Genomic DNA, 19,369 nt, shown 5'->3' with positions numbered 1-19,369 from the left:
AGATCAGGCAGGTTCTGATAACTTTTTCACCAAGTTAACCGCCAGTATCTCGCGGATATCCCCGGCGGATGCCGGTGTGATAAGTATGTCACAGGCCCCGTACTTCACCGCTTTGAGCACCAGCGACCTGGTCCAGACAGGTCCTGCCGCCACCATGGGAACCGACAGACCGGTTGCACTGATCTTTATGGCCGCACCAAAGGCCTGCTCGCTCGGCTCTCGCATCACTAAAAAAATCAGCTGCACCTCAGCAGAGGGCACGCTGTTAATCGGATCCTTAAACGATAGAAGACGGCAGGAAAACCCCATTTCCGCTAAAACAGCGGCCATGTGTTCAGCACCCTGCGCATCATCTGTCACCAGCAGGATATCCGCACTACTTGCATCAACACCTGACTGTAGTGTAGAGGTCGGCACTGTCCCATTGACCGTACCCGAGACATAGTCATGTTCCGGATGTTGCACCTGCTCCTCTCCGAAAGACTCCTGCTGCCCTGCAAAAAGCCGCTCCTCCGCCAGTCCGACAACGCCGGCAGGAAGAAGAAAGTGCAACTCGCCGATATCATGTTCATTGTATTGGAGGTGACCATGGATGCAATAGTAGGTCTGCCGGGCAACAAGATCATCTGCTTCAGGATCGATCTCCGCCGGTGACACCGGTTCCACAGCTGTTTTGACAAGCTCCGGTTTGCCTGGATACTGCTGCGCAAAAACAGCCGTATACCCGGCGGCAATGATCTCGACGATCTCACTGTAGGCATCCTGCACATCGTCATCATAGGTATCAGCAGCAACCATCTCATCCAGTGCCATCATGGGAAGCATGATCAGTGCACCTCCCAGATAGACAGCAGTCTTCAACGGCACCGAGAAATAGGCGTCTTGCGTCCCCTCTTCACCTGTTACCGTGAGCCGGGCCATGACCTGTTTGCCCTGCATTTTTTCGAGGCACTGTCTCTTGTTTAACAGCAGTCCTTTTTCAAGAGTCACCTGAAGAGAACCGCTTAACAGGGCACTGACCTCCTCACAGACCTGTACTGTTGCCCCATGCAGCACATCATCGACCAATGTATGGTGCTGATCCATATCATGTGTTGGTTGCACTCTGCTCATTTCTCTCAAAAGTTGTCAGGGGATCTGCCTCTTCTCCAGGGCGACATGATTTCCCGGACAAGAAAACACTTTTTTTCGGCACGCTTCAACGATGAGGTTGGTACATTTGCACCGGTTACCTACTTGCCGATAGGTTGCTGTTGACGCCGGCAACGTCTACAGGCTGCCGGAACACCGGCGACTGCATACAACTTCAGCATAGACCTGATGCACTACAGAAAGCAAAAAGTTTACCAGATTTGCTGTTCATTACCGTATATCTGCTCTTTCATCGCTATCCCACTGAACTGCCGTTCTCCCGGCTTTTCCTCCCCCGTCTCTGTCTGCAAATTGACTCGTCCCCAGAAGCACTCTGTGGCGGATCTGCCAAAATACCGTCACATATAAACAACAACAGGCATGTAGACTGCTCTTACGGTCATTGAATCCATCATAATCAAAATACCGGTGAACATCACAAACGGGATGGAACACTTATTGCTTAAAAGAAAACACCATGAAAAGTAGAGGTAAACAGACCGTATGACCCGTTCTTTGTTCATAACTCATCTGCTGCTCGCTGTTGCGACACTGCTGTTTGTCAATGAAGCTGCGGCAGCTGCCGTTCTTAACGGTATCGATCGCCGCGATGAGCCAGCCCGGATTTTTTTAATCTTTAATGTCAACCCGCTGCCTGCCTATAAGATGGCAACCAGCGGACGGAGAGTTGATCTCGAATTTATTGACACCACCCTGGCTGCGGACTTCAAAACACCGGCAACAGACAGCAGGATGATCAAACTGACGACCAGAACAGAGCAGAAGTCGTTGTTTGTTTCCCTCTATTTTCGTTATCCACCGCAGCTGGTCAATGTCACCAGTACTAAAAACACCCGGCAGCTGACCCTTGACATTCTGCTGGGCAACCAGCTTTCCGCCTCAACACCGGAGGTGTCATCTAAACTACACGGAATCCCAGTGGTCAAGCACACCTCTGATGATGTCTTCAACCCGGTGGAGGCAACACAGTTCTCAAAAGACTGGCGCTCTTTTTTCACTGCCTATGAGTTGCCGGTGGAGATTATCACCCCTCCGCACTTTCATCTGCCCCCCTCTCCCCTGGCAGAGGCGCTCTTGCCTCAATCTTCTCTGGATGAGTGGTTGCCCGAAGAGATGCAGCGCCTGTTTTTCAACAAACAATGGCAACAACTCGGCCCGCTTCTGCGTGAACGGTTAACCCAGAGCCTCGATGAGAAAATCAAGGAGCGACTGGTTCTTACCTATGCCGAATGCCTGACCAGGGCCGGCGCATACCAAGAACCGTATATCCTGCTCCAAAAGATCATGGTGCAGTATCCTGATTCACTCATGGCCGGCCTGGCCAATCTGCTGCTTATTTACCAGCAGGCCTCACAAGGTGAGTACATTGATGCCTACTATGAGCTGCGCACCCTTCGGAAAACACTGGGTACGCTCCCCTTCACCGGATCCCTGCATCTTCTGGAGGCGGAAATGGCCATCATGGCAGGCCGTTTCACCGAGGCGGATGAACGGCTGGCCGATGCCGTCATCAGCAGTGATCCGGTCCTGGTGCAGATACGGGATCTTCGCCGGGCGGATCTGCTGGCCGCACGAGACCGGAAGGACGATGCCCTGTCTGCTTACCTGGATATAAACAGTCGATCCACACTCCTGCAGACTGATCCCATGTCACTTGCCCGGTTTGCAGACGCACTGTACTCTGCCCGTGTTTATAGTGAGGCCGCCACATGCTATCAGAGGCTCAGCGACCTGCTGACCGGTAAGCCACAGTCAGACCTGGTGCTGTTCAGGCTGGCCATGTCGCAGCTGCACATTCCCGCCATGGCAAAACGGGGGAGTAAGGAGTTCCAGCAGATTCGGGAGGCCTTTCCGAAAACAGAGGGCGGCATGCGTGCCACCCTCAAGCAGACAGACATTGAGTTCACTTCGAACCGGCTGAAGGCACGGGATGCTGAAGCGACTTACGGGACCCTGGCAACCACGGCCGGGTCAATCCCCCTTCGTGAAGAGAGTGCTTTTAAACAGGCTCTGGTCAATGCCTTGTCCAAGGAGCATGAAAAGAGTGTGCACCAGTGCAGGCAGTTGCTTCGCAGCTTTCAATCCGGTGCGTTACGTACCGAAACAGCTGCTCTGCTGATCCAGCAGTTGCCTGTTCTCATTCAGCAGCTGGTGCAAAGTGAACAGTATGTCAAGGCCCTGGTCCTGGCCAAACAGAACAGACAACTTTTTATACACGGCTGGCTTGATACCGACGTGTTGTATGATCTCGCCCGTGCCTACACTCAACTTGGCCTGACTGATCAGGCCTTACAGACCTATCAGTATCTTTTCGAGGTCTCCCCTGAAGCAACAAAAGAAACTGTTTATCTGCCGCTTATCAAAGAGCTGTTTGCCTCGGGTTTCTTTGTGCAGGTGCAGGAATATGCGGATCGCTATCAGGTACGCTACCCCAAGGGTAAAGATCTGACAGCCATCCACAGGTACAAGATGCAGGCACTGTATGCCTCCGGCCAGCTTGAGCAGGCCCTTACGCTGACCAAAGACACCTCCCAGCCGCAGTTTCTCGAAACAGAACTTTTAAAAGGACGCCTGTACTTTGAAAAAAATGACTGGCAAAATGTGATTGCCACCCTCACCCAGTCTGCTCTCCGCTCAGAGCTGCCGCCAGATTCCCTGCGCCGGCTGGCGGAATCGTACTTTCAGACGGGTGAACCGACTCTGGCCGAGCCGTTGTTTCAGCAGGTTCGAGAGCATGCCCCGACCGATGACCAGGCACTGTTCCGCTTGGCACAGATTGCTGCACAACAAGACAAATCAATGCAGGCACTTAAACTGTTTCAAGAAGTAGCCGACAAAGGATCAGACCCTCTGTGGAGAAAACTGGCCCGTCAAGAAGCGGAGATTCTGGAACTTTTGCCCAACAAACCCCCAACCACCCGGCTCTGATGCCACTACCTGGAGATACCTGTGTCAAGCATACATCAACTGGACCGTACCATGCAGCTGCTGCATAAAGTTCTGGATCTCAGGACAAAAAATCAGGAAATTATCAGCTCCAACATAGCGAACGCGGAAACCCCCGGTTATGCAGCCCAGTCATTTACCTTTGAAGAGGCGCTGCGCGGTGCAGTAACCGATACCGGGATGCGCAGTGTCACCACCCATGCCGGCCACATCCCGGTGGCGCCGGACAGTCTTGAGCACGTTCACGGAACCGTGACCATCAGCCGGGACACCACCGGTATCGGTGACAACAATACCATCAGTGTTGATCAGGAGATGGTCAAACTCTCGGAGAATGAGATCCTGTATGAGACCGCGGTCACCATGCTCAACAAAAAAATCGCGTTGCTCAAGTATGCCGCCAACGGCGGTGCCTAAATTTACAGAAGCTTTACACCTCGTTTAAGGAGTCTTGTATGGACATTTTCACCACCTTTAACATCGCGGCCTCGGGTCTGAAGGCACAGACCACCAGGCTCAACACCATCAGCGCCAACCTGGCCAATGCTGAGACCACCTCAACGCCGGAGGGAGGGCCTTACCGGAAAAAGTCCGTTGTCTTCCAGACCGAACCACTGTCTTTCAAACAGCACCTGCATGCCTCGGTCACCGGTCAAACCGGTATCCAGGGGGTAAAAGTCGCTCAGATCGTGGAAGATACCAGTCCGCCGCAACGGATATACGATCCTGCTCATCCGGATGCACAGGAAGACGGGTATGTGGAGCTGCCCAACATCAGTGTGCTCAAAGAGACCGTTGACATGATGTCGGCCACCCGTTCCTACGAGGCCAACACCACCATCATCAAATCAGCTAAACGCATGGCGCTTAAAGCACTTGAAATCGGGAGATAAGCAATGGAGGCCCTTACAGCCCTGACCACCATCCAACAACCGTCTCAGTCACCACAGTCTCAGCTTCGCCAGGCGGAAACCAGCTTCAGTGACATGCTGACAGCCATGGTCGGCCAGACAGACGCCTTGCAGCAGGCTGCGGATCAGGCCGTCCAGCAGGTACACACCGGTGATGAAAAAAATCTGCATGACGCGATGATCGCCATGGAAAAGGCTGACATCTCTCTGCGTTATATGGTCCAGGTTCGCAACAAGGCCATTGATGCCTATCAAGAGATCATGCGCATGCAGGTTTAACCCGAACTGTTTTTTCGTTCATCTTTGTCCAGCAGACATGCAAAATCACATAGAGACCTCTCATGGCCGAACAGAATGATGCCGCTTCAAAAGTAAAAGCCGGCTGGCAAAACCTGATAACCGTTATAGCCGGCTGGCCTCTGTCACGAAAAATCGCCCTGGGTGCGGTTACCGTCATCACGCTCGGGCTTTTCACCTGGATTATCGTGCAGGCCCGAACCGCAGACTATCAGCTCCTGTACGGCAACCTGGCCGACGCAGATGCCTCTGCCGTTGTTGAGTGGATGAAGGGCCAGAACATGCCCTATCAGCTTGCCAACAATGGGCACAACATCCTCATTCCCGCCAAAAATATTCATGAAACCCGACTGAGCCTGGCAACCCTTGGTTTACCCCAGGGGGGCGGGGTGGGATTTGAAATTTTTGATAAGCAGTCGTTTGCGCTCACTGATTTTGTTCAGAAGGTCAACTATTCCAGGGCGCTGCAGGGAGAACTGACGCGAACCATCACCTCTTTAGGCCCGGTGGAATCAGCTCGCGTGCATCTGGCTTTACCGGAAAAACGGTTGTTCCGGGATCAGCAAAAACCGGCCACTGCCTCGGTCATCATCAAACTGGCTCCAGGCAAACGATTGAGTGAACCGCAGATCGAGGGCATTGTGCATCTGGTTTCCAGCTCCATAGAAGAGCTGGAGCCCTCGCATGTCACTGTTATAGACCAGAATGGGACTGTGCTTTCCCGCATCGGTGACAAGGGTATGGGCAATGCCCTGTCACCCGACATGCTCGAGTTTCAGATGCAGATTGAACAGCGGCTTGAAGATCGGGCGCAGGCCCTGCTCGACAAGTCGCTTGGCCCGCAGAATGCCATGGTACGAGTCAGTGCAACACTGGATTTTGCCAAAACTGAAAAGACCGAAGAGACCTTTGATCCTGAAGAACCGGTGGTACGGAGTGAACAGGTGAGCGAGGAAAAATCTGGCTCTGAAATCACCGGCGGTATCCCTGGAGTTCAATCCAACCTGGAAGGTCCTGGTACGCAAATATCCGGTACCACTCCGCCGACAAGCCGTTCCCAGCGCATCACCAACTATGAGATCAGTAAAGTTGTCTCCAAAACAACCAATCCCATTGGCACGATCAGCAGACTCTCGGTTTCTGTCCTGATCGCTGATAAGGTTATACCGGCAAAAGACAAAGAACCGTCTGCAACAGAACCCCGATCGACCAGTGAAATAAAGGCTGTTGAAACCATGGTGGCATCGGCTCTGGGCCTGGACAGTTCCCGTGGTGATAAGATTGAAGTGACCTCCATGCCCTTTCTTGCCTCTGCAGAACAGAGCGATACCGATGGTCTGGATAACCGGCTCTATCACTACCTGCCGTTTATTCGCTACGGTCTTGTCCTGATCGGCGGTCTTCTTCTCTATTTGCTGCTGATCCGACCCCTGATGAGTGTGTTGCGCAAGGATGTGACCCAGCACTTCAAAACCGTGGAGCAGATGGAGGCTGAACAGACACGTGAGCCGCTCACTGATGCGGAGAGCGGTCATCCTGCTGTTGACACCCTGATCGGCGGCTCAGCCTACAGGACGGCCATGGAATCACCACCTCTGGACATCCTGGAAAAGATCAGGAAAGGGGTGGACAACGATCCGGTGTTCAGTGCCCATGTACTCAAGAGCTGGATCCGTGAGCAGGGGTAACCTTCTGCAGCTTCAGACCGGCATGATCAGGCGGCTGCAGCAGACTTTTTTTCTCAACTCAAACCTTGACCATTATGGCTGCATTGGAAAAATTAACCGGATTAAAAAAGGCTGCCATTCTTCTCATCTGCCTGGGGGAAGAGGCGGCCACCAAACTGTTGCGGGAGCTCACCGATGAAGAGATCTTCAAGGTGACCAGATGTATGGCCGATATCGAACATATACCTGAAGATATAAAGACCCAGGTGCTGGCGGATTTCGAGATGGCGGCAGAAGGACAGGTGGGACTCGTGGTCAAAGGTCAGGAGTTTGCCAAAAAACTCATTGCCGGTGCCGGCAGCAAGAGCAGAGAGAACAGTCTGATGCGCCAGTTTGTGGCCGGTACCGAGTCCCGGCCCCTGGAGACCATTGCCAAGATGCAACCTTCCATGGTTGCAAGTCTTCTGGAACGTGAACATCCGCAGACACTGGCACTCGTTTTATCAACCCAGGCCACAGAACACGCCGGCGCTATTATCGCCAAACTTCCGGAAGAGATACGAGCTGATGTCATCCATCGAATAGCCACCCTGGATACGGTCTCTCCGGCAGTCATCGATCGCATAGAAGAGGCCCTGAGCAAGGAGATCGGTATTGTTGTCAGCAGTCATGAACAACGCCAGGTCGGCGGCCTGAAGAAGGTGGTGGAGATCCTCGACGCAATGACCGACAACCTTGACGCTGAAATTCTGGAAAACCTGGAAGAGGTTGATCCGGAGATGGTTGAAGATATCCGCAAACTGATGTTCACCTTTGAGGATCTGTGCGCGCTTGACGACCGCTCCATCCAGATGATTCTTCGTGAGATCAACAACGATGCACTGGCCATGGCCCTGAAGACCGCTTCCGATGAGATCAAGCACAAGATCTTCAGCAACATGTCGTCCCGTGCCGCTGAAATGATCAAAGATGACCTGGAGGCCATGGGTCCGGTACGGCTTTCCGAGGTTGAAGTCATGCAACAGACCATTGTCAAGGTTGCGATGAAACTTGAAGAGGAAGGCAAGCTGACGCTCGGCAAGGATGGTGGTGATGAGTTTGTCTAAGGTCTTTAAAGAAGATCAGCTCTTTACCCGGACCACACTCATCCGCCGGAGCATGGCAACAGTTCCGGACGAGCCTGCAGCTGTTGTCGATGAGCAGCTCGCCCCCGTGCAGACAGATGCGGAGGAAGCGGTGCCGTTGCAGACACAGAGGGAAGAACCGCCGCAGCCGCAGGCCGAGGTGAGCGCTGAAGACAAGCCGCTGAAATCAGAGGTGCCGGACCCTCCCCCTGCTCCTGCTGTTGATGTGGAAGCCGTCCGCCGGCAGGCCTATGAACAGGGAATGGCTGACCTTGCCGCCCAATACCAGGAAGAGATGCGACAGGCCGTCGCTGCATTCACTGACGGTTGTCACCAGTTAAGCCGGCAACGCACCGTGCTTCTGCAACAGCACCAGACACAGTACATCAACCTGATCATGCTGCTCTGCGAAAAGATTGTGCGCCAGGAGCTGCAGACCCCGCGCAATACCATCGCGGCTGCTCTGCAGTCCGCCCTGGAGGAGGCCATTGCCTGTGAAGAGTATCATGTGACCCTGCATCCGGCAGACCTTGCGATTGCCGAACAGAAGGCACCGGAAATGGTGGCGGCTGTTCGCGGTATTGAACGCGTTGTCTTTAAAACAGACGAGACGATAACCCGTGGCGGCTGTCTGCTGGAATCGCAGGTCTGCACAGTGGATGCAACGGTGGAAACACAGCTGGCCGGCCTGAAGGAGTTTGTGGTGGAACAGGCCCTGGTCCCGCCCCTGGAGCCTGATCAGGAAACTCCAACGCGCAGCTCACAGCCGGACCAGGTTGAAAACTCCTCACCGTCTGCCAATTAGACGGCAGAACAGTTGGTCATTGTCATGATGTGTACAGCAACCATCTGTTGAACAAATACGATTCCCTCATCTTTAACTTTAACTATGCCCATTGACACCTCTCCTCTTCATTCTTTTTCACCGATTCGAGTGTACGGCAAGGTGCACCGGATTGTCGGTCTGGTTGTCGAGGGCTCCTGCCCGCGTTCATCGATCGGATCCCTCTGTGAAATCACGCCCCTGCAGGGAGGAGAAGCCGTGCCCGCAGAGATTGTCGGCTACAGTGACAATCGGGCACTGCTCATGCCCCTTGGAGAAGTACGCGGTCTGGGCCCGGGCAGCCTCATCCGGATAAAAAAAGAACAGGCCTCCATCCGGGTGGGCGACGGTCTGCTCGGTCGAGTTCTCGATGGCATGGGCGAATCACTGGACCAGGGACCGCCACTGTATCTTCCCCATGAAAAGGCGCTGTACTCACTGCCGCCCGGCCCCATGCAGCGAGATGCCATCACCCAGCCGCTTGACCTCGGTATCCGGGCGATCAATGGGTTGCTCACCTGTGGCATCGGCCAACGTATGGGCATCATGGCCGGATCGGGCGTCGGTAAAAGTGTGTTGCTCGGCATGATGGCCAAGTATGCCAAGGCCGATGTCAACGTCATCGCTCTGATCGGCGAACGCGGCCGCGAGGTCCGGGAATTTATCGAACGGGATCTGGGGCCGGAAGGGTTGGCTCACTCGGTCATCATTGCCGTTACCTCGGATCAGTCCCCCCTGCTTCGGATGCGCGGTGCCTTTGTTGCCACAGCCATTGCCGAATACTTCTGCCGCCAGGGTAAAAACGTGCTGCTCATGATGGATTCGGTCACCCGTTTTGCCATGGCCATGCGTGAGATCGGGCTCTCCATCGGTGAACCGCCCACCACCAAAGGATATACACCCAGTGTGTTCGCAACCCTGCCCAAGCTGCTGGAACGTGCCGGCAACTTCCAGAACCAGGGGTCGATCACCGGCCTGTATACAGTTCTTGTGGATGGCGACGATCTGACCGAACCGGTGGCAGACTCGGTGCGCTCCATCCTGGATGGTCATATTGTGCTGTCACGCGGTATTGCCGCCAAAAACCATTATCCGGCCATTGATGTGATGATGTCGACCAGCAGGGTCATGCGTGATATCACCACGCCCCGGCACCGTGAACTTGCAGGCAAAGCCCGCAGTGTTCTGGCTGTCTACCGTGAGTCGGAAGACCTGATCAACATCGGCGCCTATGCCGCGGGCAGCAACAAGAAGATCGATTATGCAATTTCCCGGATCGATGCCATCAATACGTTCCTTACCCAGGGGTTTGATGAATCTTCCAACCTTGAAGAGACCATTGCCGCTCTGGGCGAACTGGTCAGCGACCGTCAACCGGGCGATCGCAGGAGAAGCGGCCGATCAGGCTATGGCCGCAGAAAGACCGATAATGTTGAGAACACACCATGAAACCCTTTCGTCTCCATGCGGTCCTCAACTACCGCCGACAGGTGGAAGATGCTGCCCGTCAGGATTTTCACCAGGCCTGTGTGCTTGAAAAAAAACTGCACCAGTCGATCATGCAGGTCGAAGAAGATCTCCAGCATCTTTTTCTGGAAATACAACGTGACAAAGAGACCGGCACTTCTGTTGATCGTCTGCTGCGGTTCGAATATCAGATCGATCTGCTCAAGGAGAAGCTGGCAACACTCCACGATGAGCTCAGACAGCAACAGGCCCAGGTGACCGTTAAACAGCAACAGCTCATCAGGGCCGGTCAGGACCGGAAGATCATGGAAAAACTCCAGGAACAGCAGAATGCCGCCTATGCCGGATTTTTAGAAAAAAAGGAGTTGGCCATGCTTGATGAGATCGCCGTACTCTCCCATGAACGCAGAAAGCGCTGATCCAACCATGCGCATCAACATGCTTTTTATAAGCTGCAACAGGGTGTGGAGCCTGCCATGAAACGATACTGTCTTATCTGCTGTCTCCTTTTGGGAATTGTTGCCGCCCAGGTATGGGCAGAGGAACGCTCATCCGCTGCACCGGGCCCGAAAGACCGACAGCAGCAGTACGAATCGGTGGAAGAGCGGCGGATCATGGGAAATATCCGTGATTCCGTATCTTTCACCTCCCAGGAAAAGGAAAATGTAGAGGACAGGAAAAAGGAATTAAAGAGAATGGAGGTTGAGGTCGATAAGAAGATCGACCAGCTCACCCGGCTTCGCGACCAGATCGCCAAACTTCTGGAGCAGAAAAGCGAAGAGGAGAACAAGAGGGTGACCGAGCTGGCCAGGGTTTACGAAAAAATGACGGCGGAGAAAGCCGCCGCAGTCATGGGATCAATCGATCAGGAGCTGGCAATCGCCATTTTAGCAAAAATGAAAACCAAGTCAGCAGCAAAGATTCTCGGCAGTATGGAACGTGAAAAAGCCGCCAGGCTGACCACCGGCTTCAGTACTCTGGATGCACCGTAATGTCCCTGTCCGCCCTTGCCTTCATCCCCTCTGATCGGCCATCCTTTGACGCCTTCTCAGGAGCGGCACCTGCAGGTCATAAACAGAAAAGTCTGTTTGCCGACCACCTGGAATCCGCAGCACAGCAAAAACACTCTGACAAACAATCAACCCCTGCCTCTACGCGCAAGGGGAAGAAGGATGTGCCCCGTAATCAGCAGAGCTCCACACAAAAAAACAGCCGCTCTTCGGCGGGCAGGCAGAGAGAAGCACCGGCCGCTGATCCGTATTCTCCGGCTGAGGAGCACGTGCAGCCGATACCTCCGGAACACCTGAGCAGCCACAAGGCAGACAGCAGCACAGATACCCGTTCTGAAAAGACAGCGATCACACGCATGCTGGAGCAGCTCAATCGAGGCGAAGAGCCGTCCGGCAGCAGAGCAGTCTCTCAGATGGCCGAGCCGACCGAATTACAGACAGAATCATCCACTGGGGAGATGACAGGTCGACCACTACATGGCCGCCATCCCCTGTCACAGGCCTTTACCTCCGGTTTACAGCAAGGCGGGGCAGCCACCGGCATGGGTGAGACCCTGATTGACAGCCATCCAGAGCTCCACGATGCAAGCGGGCAGCACAGCATCGCTGTACAGGCCCTTGGTGGTGATGAAGAGCATGAAAACAACGGGACTGCCGTTCCCGGCTCCTTAACCGCCACCCCGCGCCTGGATGCCGACACACGCTATATCCAATCGCGCCTTCCTAAAGAGGCCTTAAGCAAAATAGCGGGACAGTTCAGCGAGCAACAGGACATACATGCCCAGCAGTCGCAGAAGAATCCCGAACCCGATAATCTGTCCACACAATCGAACAAAGGACCTGACGAACAGTTTGTCTGGCAAAAAACCGATCTGCAGCAGGCTGTTCACCACCACCAGCCGGTTCTCGTTCAACCGCTGAGCACCGGCCGGCCGGCCACAATCAGTCCGCCCGGGCAGCCAGCATTCTATCACCTGCCCTCAGGACTCATGGTGCCGGAAAGTACGGTGGTGGACCAGATAACAGCGCACCTCACCATCAATAACCGCCTGGAATCTCATGAGGTGGTGTTGCGCCTCAACCCGCAGGAGCTCGGAAAAGTACGGATGACCATCACAGTGGAGCAGGACAATGTGAAGGCGCACATTCTGACCCAGAACCCGCAGACCCGGGAGATGATTGACCGTCACCTGCCCCGCCTGCGCGATGCTCTGGAAGAACAGGGACTGCATCTGCAGCAGGTTGAAGTGACCGTGGCAACGCAGGAGCAAACCGGTGACGAACGATTTCAGGGCCGTGACGCTCGGCAGCAGGCAGCAGCTTTTCCGGGTCTCTCAATCGCCCAACAACCGTTTTCTTCCTCGATCAGTGATGAAGAGATGGCTGTGTCCGCAGCCAGCAATATTTTAAATGTCCTCATCTGAGGTACGGAGAACATCATGACATCTGTTTCCGGCGTAATCAACACCGACACCGCGGCAACAACAAAGACAACCACCACCAAAACATCCGCCCTGGGACAGGAACAGTTTCTGACCCTGCTGGTTGCCCAAATGCAACACCAGGATCCGCTCAACCCTTCAGACCCCACTGAGTTCACCGCACAGCTGGCGCAGTACAGCCAGCTGGAGCAGTTGTTTAATCTCAACGATTCCATGAAACTGCTGGCTGTGGCACAGAACAATTCCGAACGGCTCTCCTCGCTCAGTCTGATCGGCCAGGAGGTTGTGGTTGAGGAAAGCGAGTTCTCCTTTCAGGGCAATCCGCTCCAGATCGGCTACAAGATCGATGGAGCCATCAGCGATGCCTCGGTGTCGATCCAGAACGCATTCGGGCAGACCGTGGCGGTCCTGCAAGCCGACGACCTGGCCGCAGGCAACCACTTCCTGACCTGGGACGGTAAAGACAGCAGCGGCAGTACCCTGCCCAGCGGTACCTATTCCATCGTCATCAACGCTACCGGTGCCGACGGCTACAGTGCCGCGGTCTCCCCCCTGGTACGTTCAGAGGTAACCGGTATTGACTTAAGCGGCAGAGAGGCAAAAATCGTCACTGCCCTTGGCGAATATACGGTTTCATCCATCCACGGGGCCTATAACAAGAGCCAACCGGCGGCAGAGAGCAGCGCAGGCTGAAAAACAACTAAAAAAAAGCAGCGTTGCAGCCGATCAGACAATAACAGGGTACAGGGCATATCTGCAGAGAACACCGTGTCGCCCTCCCCCTTGATACGCTATTTGCTCACATTACCAGTCCTCTCACATCAATCACCTAGGAGTTTGTCATGGGTATTCAAAGTGCTATGTTCAGCGGCATCAGCGGACTTAACACCAACTCGCAAGCCATGAGCGTTATCGGCAACAACCTCGCCAACACCAACACCCTGGGATTCAAGGGATCCCGCAGTATCTTTTCCGACCTCTTATCAGGCAATATTTACGGCTCCGGAGGCGCATCCCAGGTGGGCCGTGGAGTCGGCCTCTCCATTGTTGACTCTATTTACAGCCAGGGGACCTTTGAAACCACCTCTTCAAATACGGATGTCGCCATTGAGGGTACTGGATTTTTCCTGCTCAAAGAAACAGGCAACGACACAACCTACTACTCCCGCGCCGGTTCTTTCCGCTTTAACCAGGATGGCTACCTTATCAATCCCGAAGGTTTACGCGTGCAGGGGATGACATTTGATCCTGTTAACAACAGCGAGCTTCTGCCACAAGATCCCACCGACATTCGGGTGGTCAACCTCGGTCTGACCCCGGCCAACCCTACCTCCACGCTGACCCTGACCACCAACCTGGACGAAAACTCCCGGGTTATCGGAACAGGAATACCCATTGATCCGACCGATCGGACAACCTACAATTACTCCGGCTCCACCCAGATATTCGACTCCCTGGGACAATCGCACCTTATAACCATGTACTGGCAGCTGGAAGATGACAGCACCAACCTCTGGAACATGGCATACACCGTTGACAACAACACCGCCGCTCCTCAGGCTATTTCGCAACAGCTGCAGTTCGATGCAAACGGTCTGTACATCGATTTCCCTGACCCCCTCACCGTGCAGATCAACCTGCCTGCCTGGGGAAACGGTGCAGCTGCTTCAGTTATTGACTTTACCTTTGACTGCACACAGTTTGACAGCAGTTCAGCGATCATCGGTCAGGAACAGAACGGGTACGCGGCCGGTGAACTGACCAACGTCTTTATCAACAACCAGGGAACAGTGGTGGCTTCGTACTCCAATGGCCGGCAGATCAACATCTCGCAACTGGTGCTTGCCAAATTTCAAAACCCGGGCGGCCTGAAACTCGCCGGAGCCAACCGCTATACAGCCACCTCCGAGGTCGGCTCCATCCGGGTTGGCCTGCCGGGTCCGGAACTGGGTAAAGTATTCACCAACTCCCTTGAACTGTCCAATGTTGACATGGGCCAGGAGTTTGTCCAGATGATCACCACCCAGCGCGGTTTTCAGGCAAACTCGAAGATCATCACCACTGTTGATGAGATGCTCAGTGAGCTGATCAATCTGAAACGCTGATCCGCCGTAAAGTCATTTTTCCGACACCAGGCCCCATGTCATTGTCATGACACGGGGCCTCTCTTTTTTACAGCCTGCAGCGCTTTCTCTCCCATGTTCTTTTCTTCATGACAGCACAGCACGGCTCTGTATCAGGCATTCAACTTGCATAAGCAGTGGTGTCTGCAAACAGTCAACCCGTGAAGCACCACCGGGTTATCCTCTTTCACAAGTACCCTTTATTGATGACAGTTTAAAAGGACCGCAACATGGCAGAAAACCAAAACGATAAGACAGTTGAAACACAACAACGAAGCTCTAAGAAATGGGTCATCATGATCGGTGTCACCGTGGCTGTTCTGCTGATCGGAGGCGGCGGCTACTTCTTTCTTCAGCAGCAAAAACAAACGGAACCCGGCCGGCAGGGAGAAGGAAGCAAGGCCGCTGCCCTGATCAAGCCGATTCCGGAAGACGCCGGCATCGGCCCGATAGTGGAGATCAATGAGTTTATCGTCAATATCATCGGTACCGACACTGCCCATTATGTGAGGGCCTCGCTGTCACTGGAACTCGACCGGGAGAGTGCCGTTGAGGAGGTCGGCAAACGGATGCCGCAGATCCGTGATGCCGTTCTTCTCCTTATCGGCAACAAGACCTTTGAGGAGCTGCAGGACATTCAAGGAAAAAATCAGGTCAAGGCAGAGTTGAAAAGTAAGATCAACTCTTTCCTCAGAACCGGCAAAGTAAGCAATGTGTATCTCACCGATTTTGTGGTCCAGTGAACTCCGTGGAAACGATCCTCAAAAAAGAAGAAATCGCTGAACTCCTTGCAGCCATCAGGGCCGGTCGAATTTCTGTTGATCAGTCAGCAGATGACCAGCTCCCCGGCCGGACGAACCCGGCTTCAGAACCGCTTGATCTGTTCAAGGTCTATGAACGATCGCATATCAGCGGGGAGATGCGTATCCCCAATCTTGATATCGTGCTTGACAGCTTTGCCCGCAAGTTTTCAACCAGCCTGACCAATGCCATGATGCGCAGCTTCACCGTTGAACGCGAGGAGATCGTCACCACCGATTTTCAGCAGAGTCTAGTTGACCTGCAGGCTCAGGGGGCTGTCGGCATCTACAGTGTTCCACCACTGAAGTATGGCTGTCTTTTTCACTTTGACACACTGCTGGCCTTCACACTGCTTGAGATCATGCTCGGCTCCTCGCAGTCCAGCGAACCGATCTCCTTAAGCCGGAATCTCACCACCATTGAGATCGCCATCCTCAAGACCATCATGGCTGACATCTGTACCGAACTCAGCAGTGCCCTGAAACCGGTCGTCGAAGTCGAGGCCCTGCTGACAAAGGTTGAAAACAACTTTCGCCTGGTCAGCATTGTTGAGCCAGAGGTGGAGGTTCTGGTCACGCAATTTAATGTCAGCCTGGCCGGAGAATTCTGCGGTCAGGTGCGGATGATCATCCCCTATCTGACCCTTGAACCGCTCCGCGAGAAGTTCAAGTCACTGGTCACCATTGCCCAGGCCGCTGCCAACACCTGGACCGAGTTAATTGCCCATGAAGCATTGAACGTCGATAGTCTGGTGATCGCCCGATCCGGACAGATCGACATGTCCATTGCCGATATCCTGAAGCTACAGCCCGGTGATCTCATTGACCTCAACTACGACCCTGATCAACCGTTGACAGTTCTCATCGAAGATCAACCGCTCTTCCGAGCCGTTACCGGCATACGCAACGGCAAAAAGGCCATTCACATCACAAACCGCTACAGTCAACGCTGAGGAGGCGTCCATGGAAGCACCCGATACAATGGAAGCGCAACATTTCAACACGTTAAACCCTGAAGAGACAGCTGAACTCCTGAAGGAAAATCACCTGAAAACACCGGAACACCAGGAGTTCAGCCGATTGAGCCGGGAGCTGGAGTTTCTCTACGATGTGCCGCTCCAGGTGTCGGTGGAGGTCGGCAGAGTGCGCATCCTTTTGCGGGACCTGCTCCAGATGGGCGAAGGATATGTGGTTGAACTCGACAAACTGGCAGGCGAACCACTGGACCTCTATGTCAATGCCCGACTGATTGCCCGGGGAGAGGCAGTGAAGGTTGGCGACAAGTTCGGCATTAAACTGACCGAGGTGGTCAGTCAATCGGATCGCATCAAAAATCTGGGATAATCCATGCACGTTCTCTATCTGCTCGTTCTCACCATCCTGCCTGAGATTGCCTGGGCCGCTCCACCGCCGACCCCGGCCGGAACACTTTTCCAGACAGCCTGGGCCCTCATGGTGGTGATCGGCCTGATCCTTGCCCTGTACGGACTTTCAAAAAAACGGTTCTTTTTAAAGAAAGGAGGCAACCACATCATCAATGTTGTGGAAGTACGCCCAATACACCCCAAATCGTCGCTCACCCTGGTGGAGGTCCGTGGCCGGGAGTACCTGCTGGGCGTCGGCCCCGACGCCATCCACTTACTTGCCGAGCTCAACCAGAGCTCTGAACCGCAAAAACAGGCAACTGATTTTTCCTCACTGCTGGCCGAGCACTCATGAACTGTCGCCTCCTGTTCTTCAGCCTTCTGTTTTTTCTGATCCCCGCAGCAGCCTCTGCCGTCAACCTGCCCACAGTCACCTTCGGCATCAGTGATGCCGGTACTCCGGCTGAGGTCTCCACAGCACTGCAGGTCCTCCTGGTGCTGACCGTTCTCACCGTGGCACCGGCAATCCTGTTGATGACCACGGCCTTCACCCGCATCATCATTGTTCTGGGGTTCTTGCGTCAGGCCATGGGTACCCAGAACACACCGCCCAACCAGATACTGTTGGGACTGGCCCTGTTTCTTACCCTGTTTGTCATGGCGCCGACCTTTAACACCATCAACCAGCAGGCCCTGCAGCCGTACATGCAGGAACAGATCACCCAGCAGCAGGCCCTGAGCCGCTCAATGGAGGTCATGCGCACCTTCATGTTCAGCCAGGTTCAGGAGAGTGAACTGCAACTGCTGATCGACCTGACCAAAGAGAAACAGCCCGCAGACAAAGAGGCACTCTCCTCTGCCATCCTTATTCCGGCCTTTATGCTGTCAGAGTTAAAGCGCGCCTTTCAGATGGGCTTTATGATCTACGTCCCCTTTCTGGTCATCGATATGCTGGTGGCCTCGGTGCTGATGTCCATGGGTATGATGATGCTGCCGCCGATCATCATATCGCTGCCCTTCAAGTTGCTGTTATTCGTCCTTGTTGACGGCTGGCAGCTGGTGGTCGGCTCTCTGATGAAGAGCTTTGTATAAATTTCAACCAAATCCCGTCATCCCCCATGAGCCCTGAAACAGTTATCCATGTCGGTAAAGCAGCGGTACAGACCATCCTGCTGACCGCTGCGCCGATGTTGATTGCGGCCATGGTCATCGGTCTGATGATCAGTATTTTCCAGGCCGCCACGCAGATCAACGAACAGACAATGACGTTTATTCCCAAGATTGTTGCTGTCTTCATCACGCTGCTGATCTTTGGTCCCTGGATCATGGATGTGCTTGTCACCTTCACCACCGGCACTATAACGCAGATCGCCTCGGTCGGCCGTTAACCGCAAGCTCGGATAAAGGCTATGGACCTGCCGTTTATTCCATTCCAGCAGACACAGGATTTCCTGGTCTGCCTGGCTCGGGTCATCGCCATCATTGCCGCCATCCCGGTCTTTGGCGGCAGTCAGATTGGAGGAAGGCTCAAGATCGGTCTGTCCGTCATGATCAGTCTGCTGCTCTTTCCTCTCATCGCCCCTTACACACCAAAAGCACAGCTCACACTGACCGGCCTTGCCCTGCTGCTGGTTAACGAAGTGCTCCTTGGCGCCCTGATCGGACTTGTCACGCAGATGATCTTTGCGGCGATCAGCTTCGGCGGCACCGTCATCGGCTATCAGATGGGTTTTGCCGCTGCCAATATCTTTGATCCTCAAACCACCCAGCAACTGTCGCTCATGAGCCAGTTTGTCAACATTCTGGCCATGCTGGCCTTTCTCACCCTGAACATGCATCATTTTTTCTTTCATGCCATCATCGAATCCTTTGTGCTGCTGCCCCCGGGAACACTCGACTTTTCCGGGGGAGCTGTTCAGGAACTGATGAAACTGGCCGGCAACATGTTTACTCTTGGTGTCAGGTTCAGTGCACCGATTCTTGCCTTACTGCTCATCGTCAACCTGGTGCTGGGTATCCTGGCCCGGGTCTTTCCGCAGCTCAATGTCTTTATGCTCTCCTTTCCATTGAATATCGGTATCACCTTTCTAGTCATAAGTTTGACACTCGGCGCCATCTTCTCCGTCTTCCGTCGTGAATTTGACTTAACCGGTGAACATATCCTCACCCTCCTGCAGTTACTTGGCTGACCGCCTCCGACCGGTACAACACCACGGGCTGTTTAATCAGCAGCATGACCGCAA

Annotated in this window: 21 protein-coding genes; 20 read left to right on the top strand and 1 reads right to left on the bottom strand. The window is 54.1% G+C overall.

Annotated elements, in window-relative coordinates; translation table 11 throughout:
• Positions 1-3: 3 nt before the first annotated feature.
• The gene (locus tag HP555_RS09235) at positions 4-1,113 is read right to left on the bottom strand and encodes an ANTAR domain-containing protein (RefSeq protein ID WP_199261791.1); all 1,110 of its coding nucleotides are present in this window, start codon (positions 1,111-1,113) and stop codon (positions 4-6) included.
• Between the two features lie 522 nt (positions 1,114-1,635).
• Between HP555_RS09235 and HP555_RS09230 the strand changes: the two genes are divergently transcribed.
• From HP555_RS09230 to fliR, 20 genes are all read left to right on the top strand, one after another.
• On the top strand, positions 1,636-4,080 hold the full coding sequence (locus tag HP555_RS09230) for a tetratricopeptide repeat protein (protein ID WP_199261789.1): 2,445 nt from the start codon (positions 1,636-1,638) through the stop codon (positions 4,078-4,080).
• Between the two features lie 21 nt (positions 4,081-4,101).
• Positions 4,102-4,515 carry a flagellar basal body rod protein FlgB gene (gene flgB, locus HP555_RS09225; protein ID WP_199261787.1) on the top strand — a complete coding sequence of 138 codons (414 nt, stop codon included), beginning with the start codon at positions 4,102-4,104 and terminating at the stop codon, positions 4,513-4,515.
• A gap of 38 nt (positions 4,516-4,553) precedes the next feature.
• Positions 4,554-4,991, top strand: coding sequence for a flagellar basal body rod protein FlgC (gene flgC, locus HP555_RS09220; RefSeq protein WP_199261785.1), 438 nt, complete (start codon positions 4,554-4,556; stop codon positions 4,989-4,991).
• Positions 4,992-4,994: 3 nt separating this feature from the next.
• On the top strand, positions 4,995-5,288 hold the full coding sequence (gene fliE, locus HP555_RS09215) for a flagellar hook-basal body complex protein FliE (RefSeq protein WP_199261783.1): 294 nt from the start codon (positions 4,995-4,997) through the stop codon (positions 5,286-5,288).
• Between the two features lie 62 nt (positions 5,289-5,350).
• Positions 5,351-6,994, top strand: a complete 1,644-nt coding sequence (gene fliF / locus HP555_RS09210; RefSeq protein ID WP_199261781.1) for a flagellar basal-body MS-ring/collar protein FliF — start codon at positions 5,351-5,353, stop codon at positions 6,992-6,994.
• Positions 6,995-7,068: 74 nt separating this feature from the next.
• Positions 7,069-8,079, top strand: coding sequence for a flagellar motor switch protein FliG (gene fliG, locus HP555_RS09205; RefSeq protein ID WP_199261779.1), 1,011 nt, complete (start codon positions 7,069-7,071; stop codon positions 8,077-8,079).
• The gene (locus HP555_RS09200; protein ID WP_199261777.1) at positions 8,066-8,902 is read left to right on the top strand and encodes a FliH/SctL family protein; all 837 of its coding nucleotides are present in this window, start codon (positions 8,066-8,068) and stop codon (positions 8,900-8,902) included. The genes fliG and HP555_RS09200 overlap by 14 nt, the downstream gene beginning before the upstream one ends.
• A gap of 84 nt (positions 8,903-8,986) precedes the next feature.
• Positions 8,987-10,369 (top strand): FliI/YscN family ATPase, encoded by a 1,383-nt coding sequence (locus HP555_RS09195; protein ID WP_199261775.1) that lies wholly within the window; start codon positions 8,987-8,989, stop codon positions 10,367-10,369.
• Positions 10,366-10,806, top strand: coding sequence for a flagellar export protein FliJ (fliJ, locus tag HP555_RS09190; protein WP_199261773.1), 441 nt, complete (start codon positions 10,366-10,368; stop codon positions 10,804-10,806). Before HP555_RS09195 ends, fliJ begins: the two co-directional genes overlap by 4 nt.
• Positions 10,807-10,863: 57 nt before the next feature.
• Complete coding sequence (locus HP555_RS09185) at positions 10,864-11,379, top strand: MotE family protein (RefSeq protein WP_199261771.1); 516 nt, start codon at positions 10,864-10,866, stop codon at positions 11,377-11,379.
• Positions 11,379-12,821 (top strand): flagellar hook-length control protein FliK, encoded by a 1,443-nt coding sequence (locus HP555_RS09180; protein WP_199261769.1) that lies wholly within the window; start codon positions 11,379-11,381, stop codon positions 12,819-12,821. The genes HP555_RS09185 and HP555_RS09180 overlap by 1 nt, the downstream gene beginning before the upstream one ends.
• A 15-nt stretch (positions 12,822-12,836) precedes the next feature.
• Entirely contained in the window at positions 12,837-13,532 is a 696-nt protein-coding gene (locus HP555_RS09175; protein WP_199261767.1) for a flagellar hook assembly protein FlgD, read from the top strand.
• 149 nt (positions 13,533-13,681) lie between these two features.
• Positions 13,682-14,944, top strand: coding sequence for a flagellar hook protein FlgE (locus HP555_RS09170; protein WP_199261765.1), 1,263 nt, complete (start codon positions 13,682-13,684; stop codon positions 14,942-14,944).
• A 248-nt stretch (positions 14,945-15,192) separates the two neighbouring features.
• On the top strand, positions 15,193-15,705 hold the full coding sequence (locus HP555_RS09165; RefSeq protein ID WP_199261763.1) for a flagellar basal body-associated FliL family protein: 513 nt from the start codon (positions 15,193-15,195) through the stop codon (positions 15,703-15,705).
• A 5-nt stretch (positions 15,706-15,710) separates the two neighbouring features.
• A complete protein-coding gene (locus tag HP555_RS09160) occupies positions 15,711-16,715 on the top strand; it encodes a flagellar motor switch protein FliM (protein WP_199261761.1) in 1,005 nt (334 codons plus the stop codon).
• A 10-nt stretch (positions 16,716-16,725) separates the two neighbouring features.
• Positions 16,726-17,106, top strand: a complete 381-nt coding sequence (gene fliN, locus HP555_RS09155; protein WP_199261759.1) for a flagellar motor switch protein FliN — start codon at positions 16,726-16,728, stop codon at positions 17,104-17,106.
• 3 nt (positions 17,107-17,109) lie between these two features.
• Entirely contained in the window at positions 17,110-17,481 is a 372-nt protein-coding gene (locus HP555_RS09150) for a FliO/MopB family protein (protein WP_199261757.1), read from the top strand.
• A complete protein-coding gene (fliP, locus tag HP555_RS09145) occupies positions 17,478-18,218 on the top strand; it encodes a flagellar type III secretion system pore protein FliP (protein WP_199261755.1) in 741 nt (246 codons plus the stop codon). The genes HP555_RS09150 and fliP overlap by 4 nt, the downstream gene beginning before the upstream one ends.
• A gap of 26 nt (positions 18,219-18,244) precedes the next feature.
• Complete coding sequence (gene fliQ, locus HP555_RS09140) at positions 18,245-18,514, top strand: flagellar biosynthesis protein FliQ (protein WP_199261753.1); 270 nt, start codon at positions 18,245-18,247, stop codon at positions 18,512-18,514.
• 21 nt (positions 18,515-18,535) lie between these two features.
• Positions 18,536-19,315 carry a flagellar biosynthetic protein FliR gene (gene fliR / locus HP555_RS09135; protein ID WP_199261751.1) on the top strand — a complete coding sequence of 260 codons (780 nt, stop codon included), beginning with the start codon at positions 18,536-18,538 and terminating at the stop codon, positions 19,313-19,315.
• The last annotated feature ends 54 nt before the right edge of the window (positions 19,316-19,369 follow it).

The organism is Desulfobulbus oligotrophicus, from assembly GCF_016446285.1.
GTDB classification, from domain to species: Bacteria; Desulfobacterota; Desulfobulbia; order Desulfobulbales; family Desulfobulbaceae; genus Desulfobulbus; species Desulfobulbus oligotrophicus.
The sequence above is the reverse complement of the archived record's forward strand: the minus strand, read 5'-3'. Positions and strand labels throughout refer to the sequence as shown.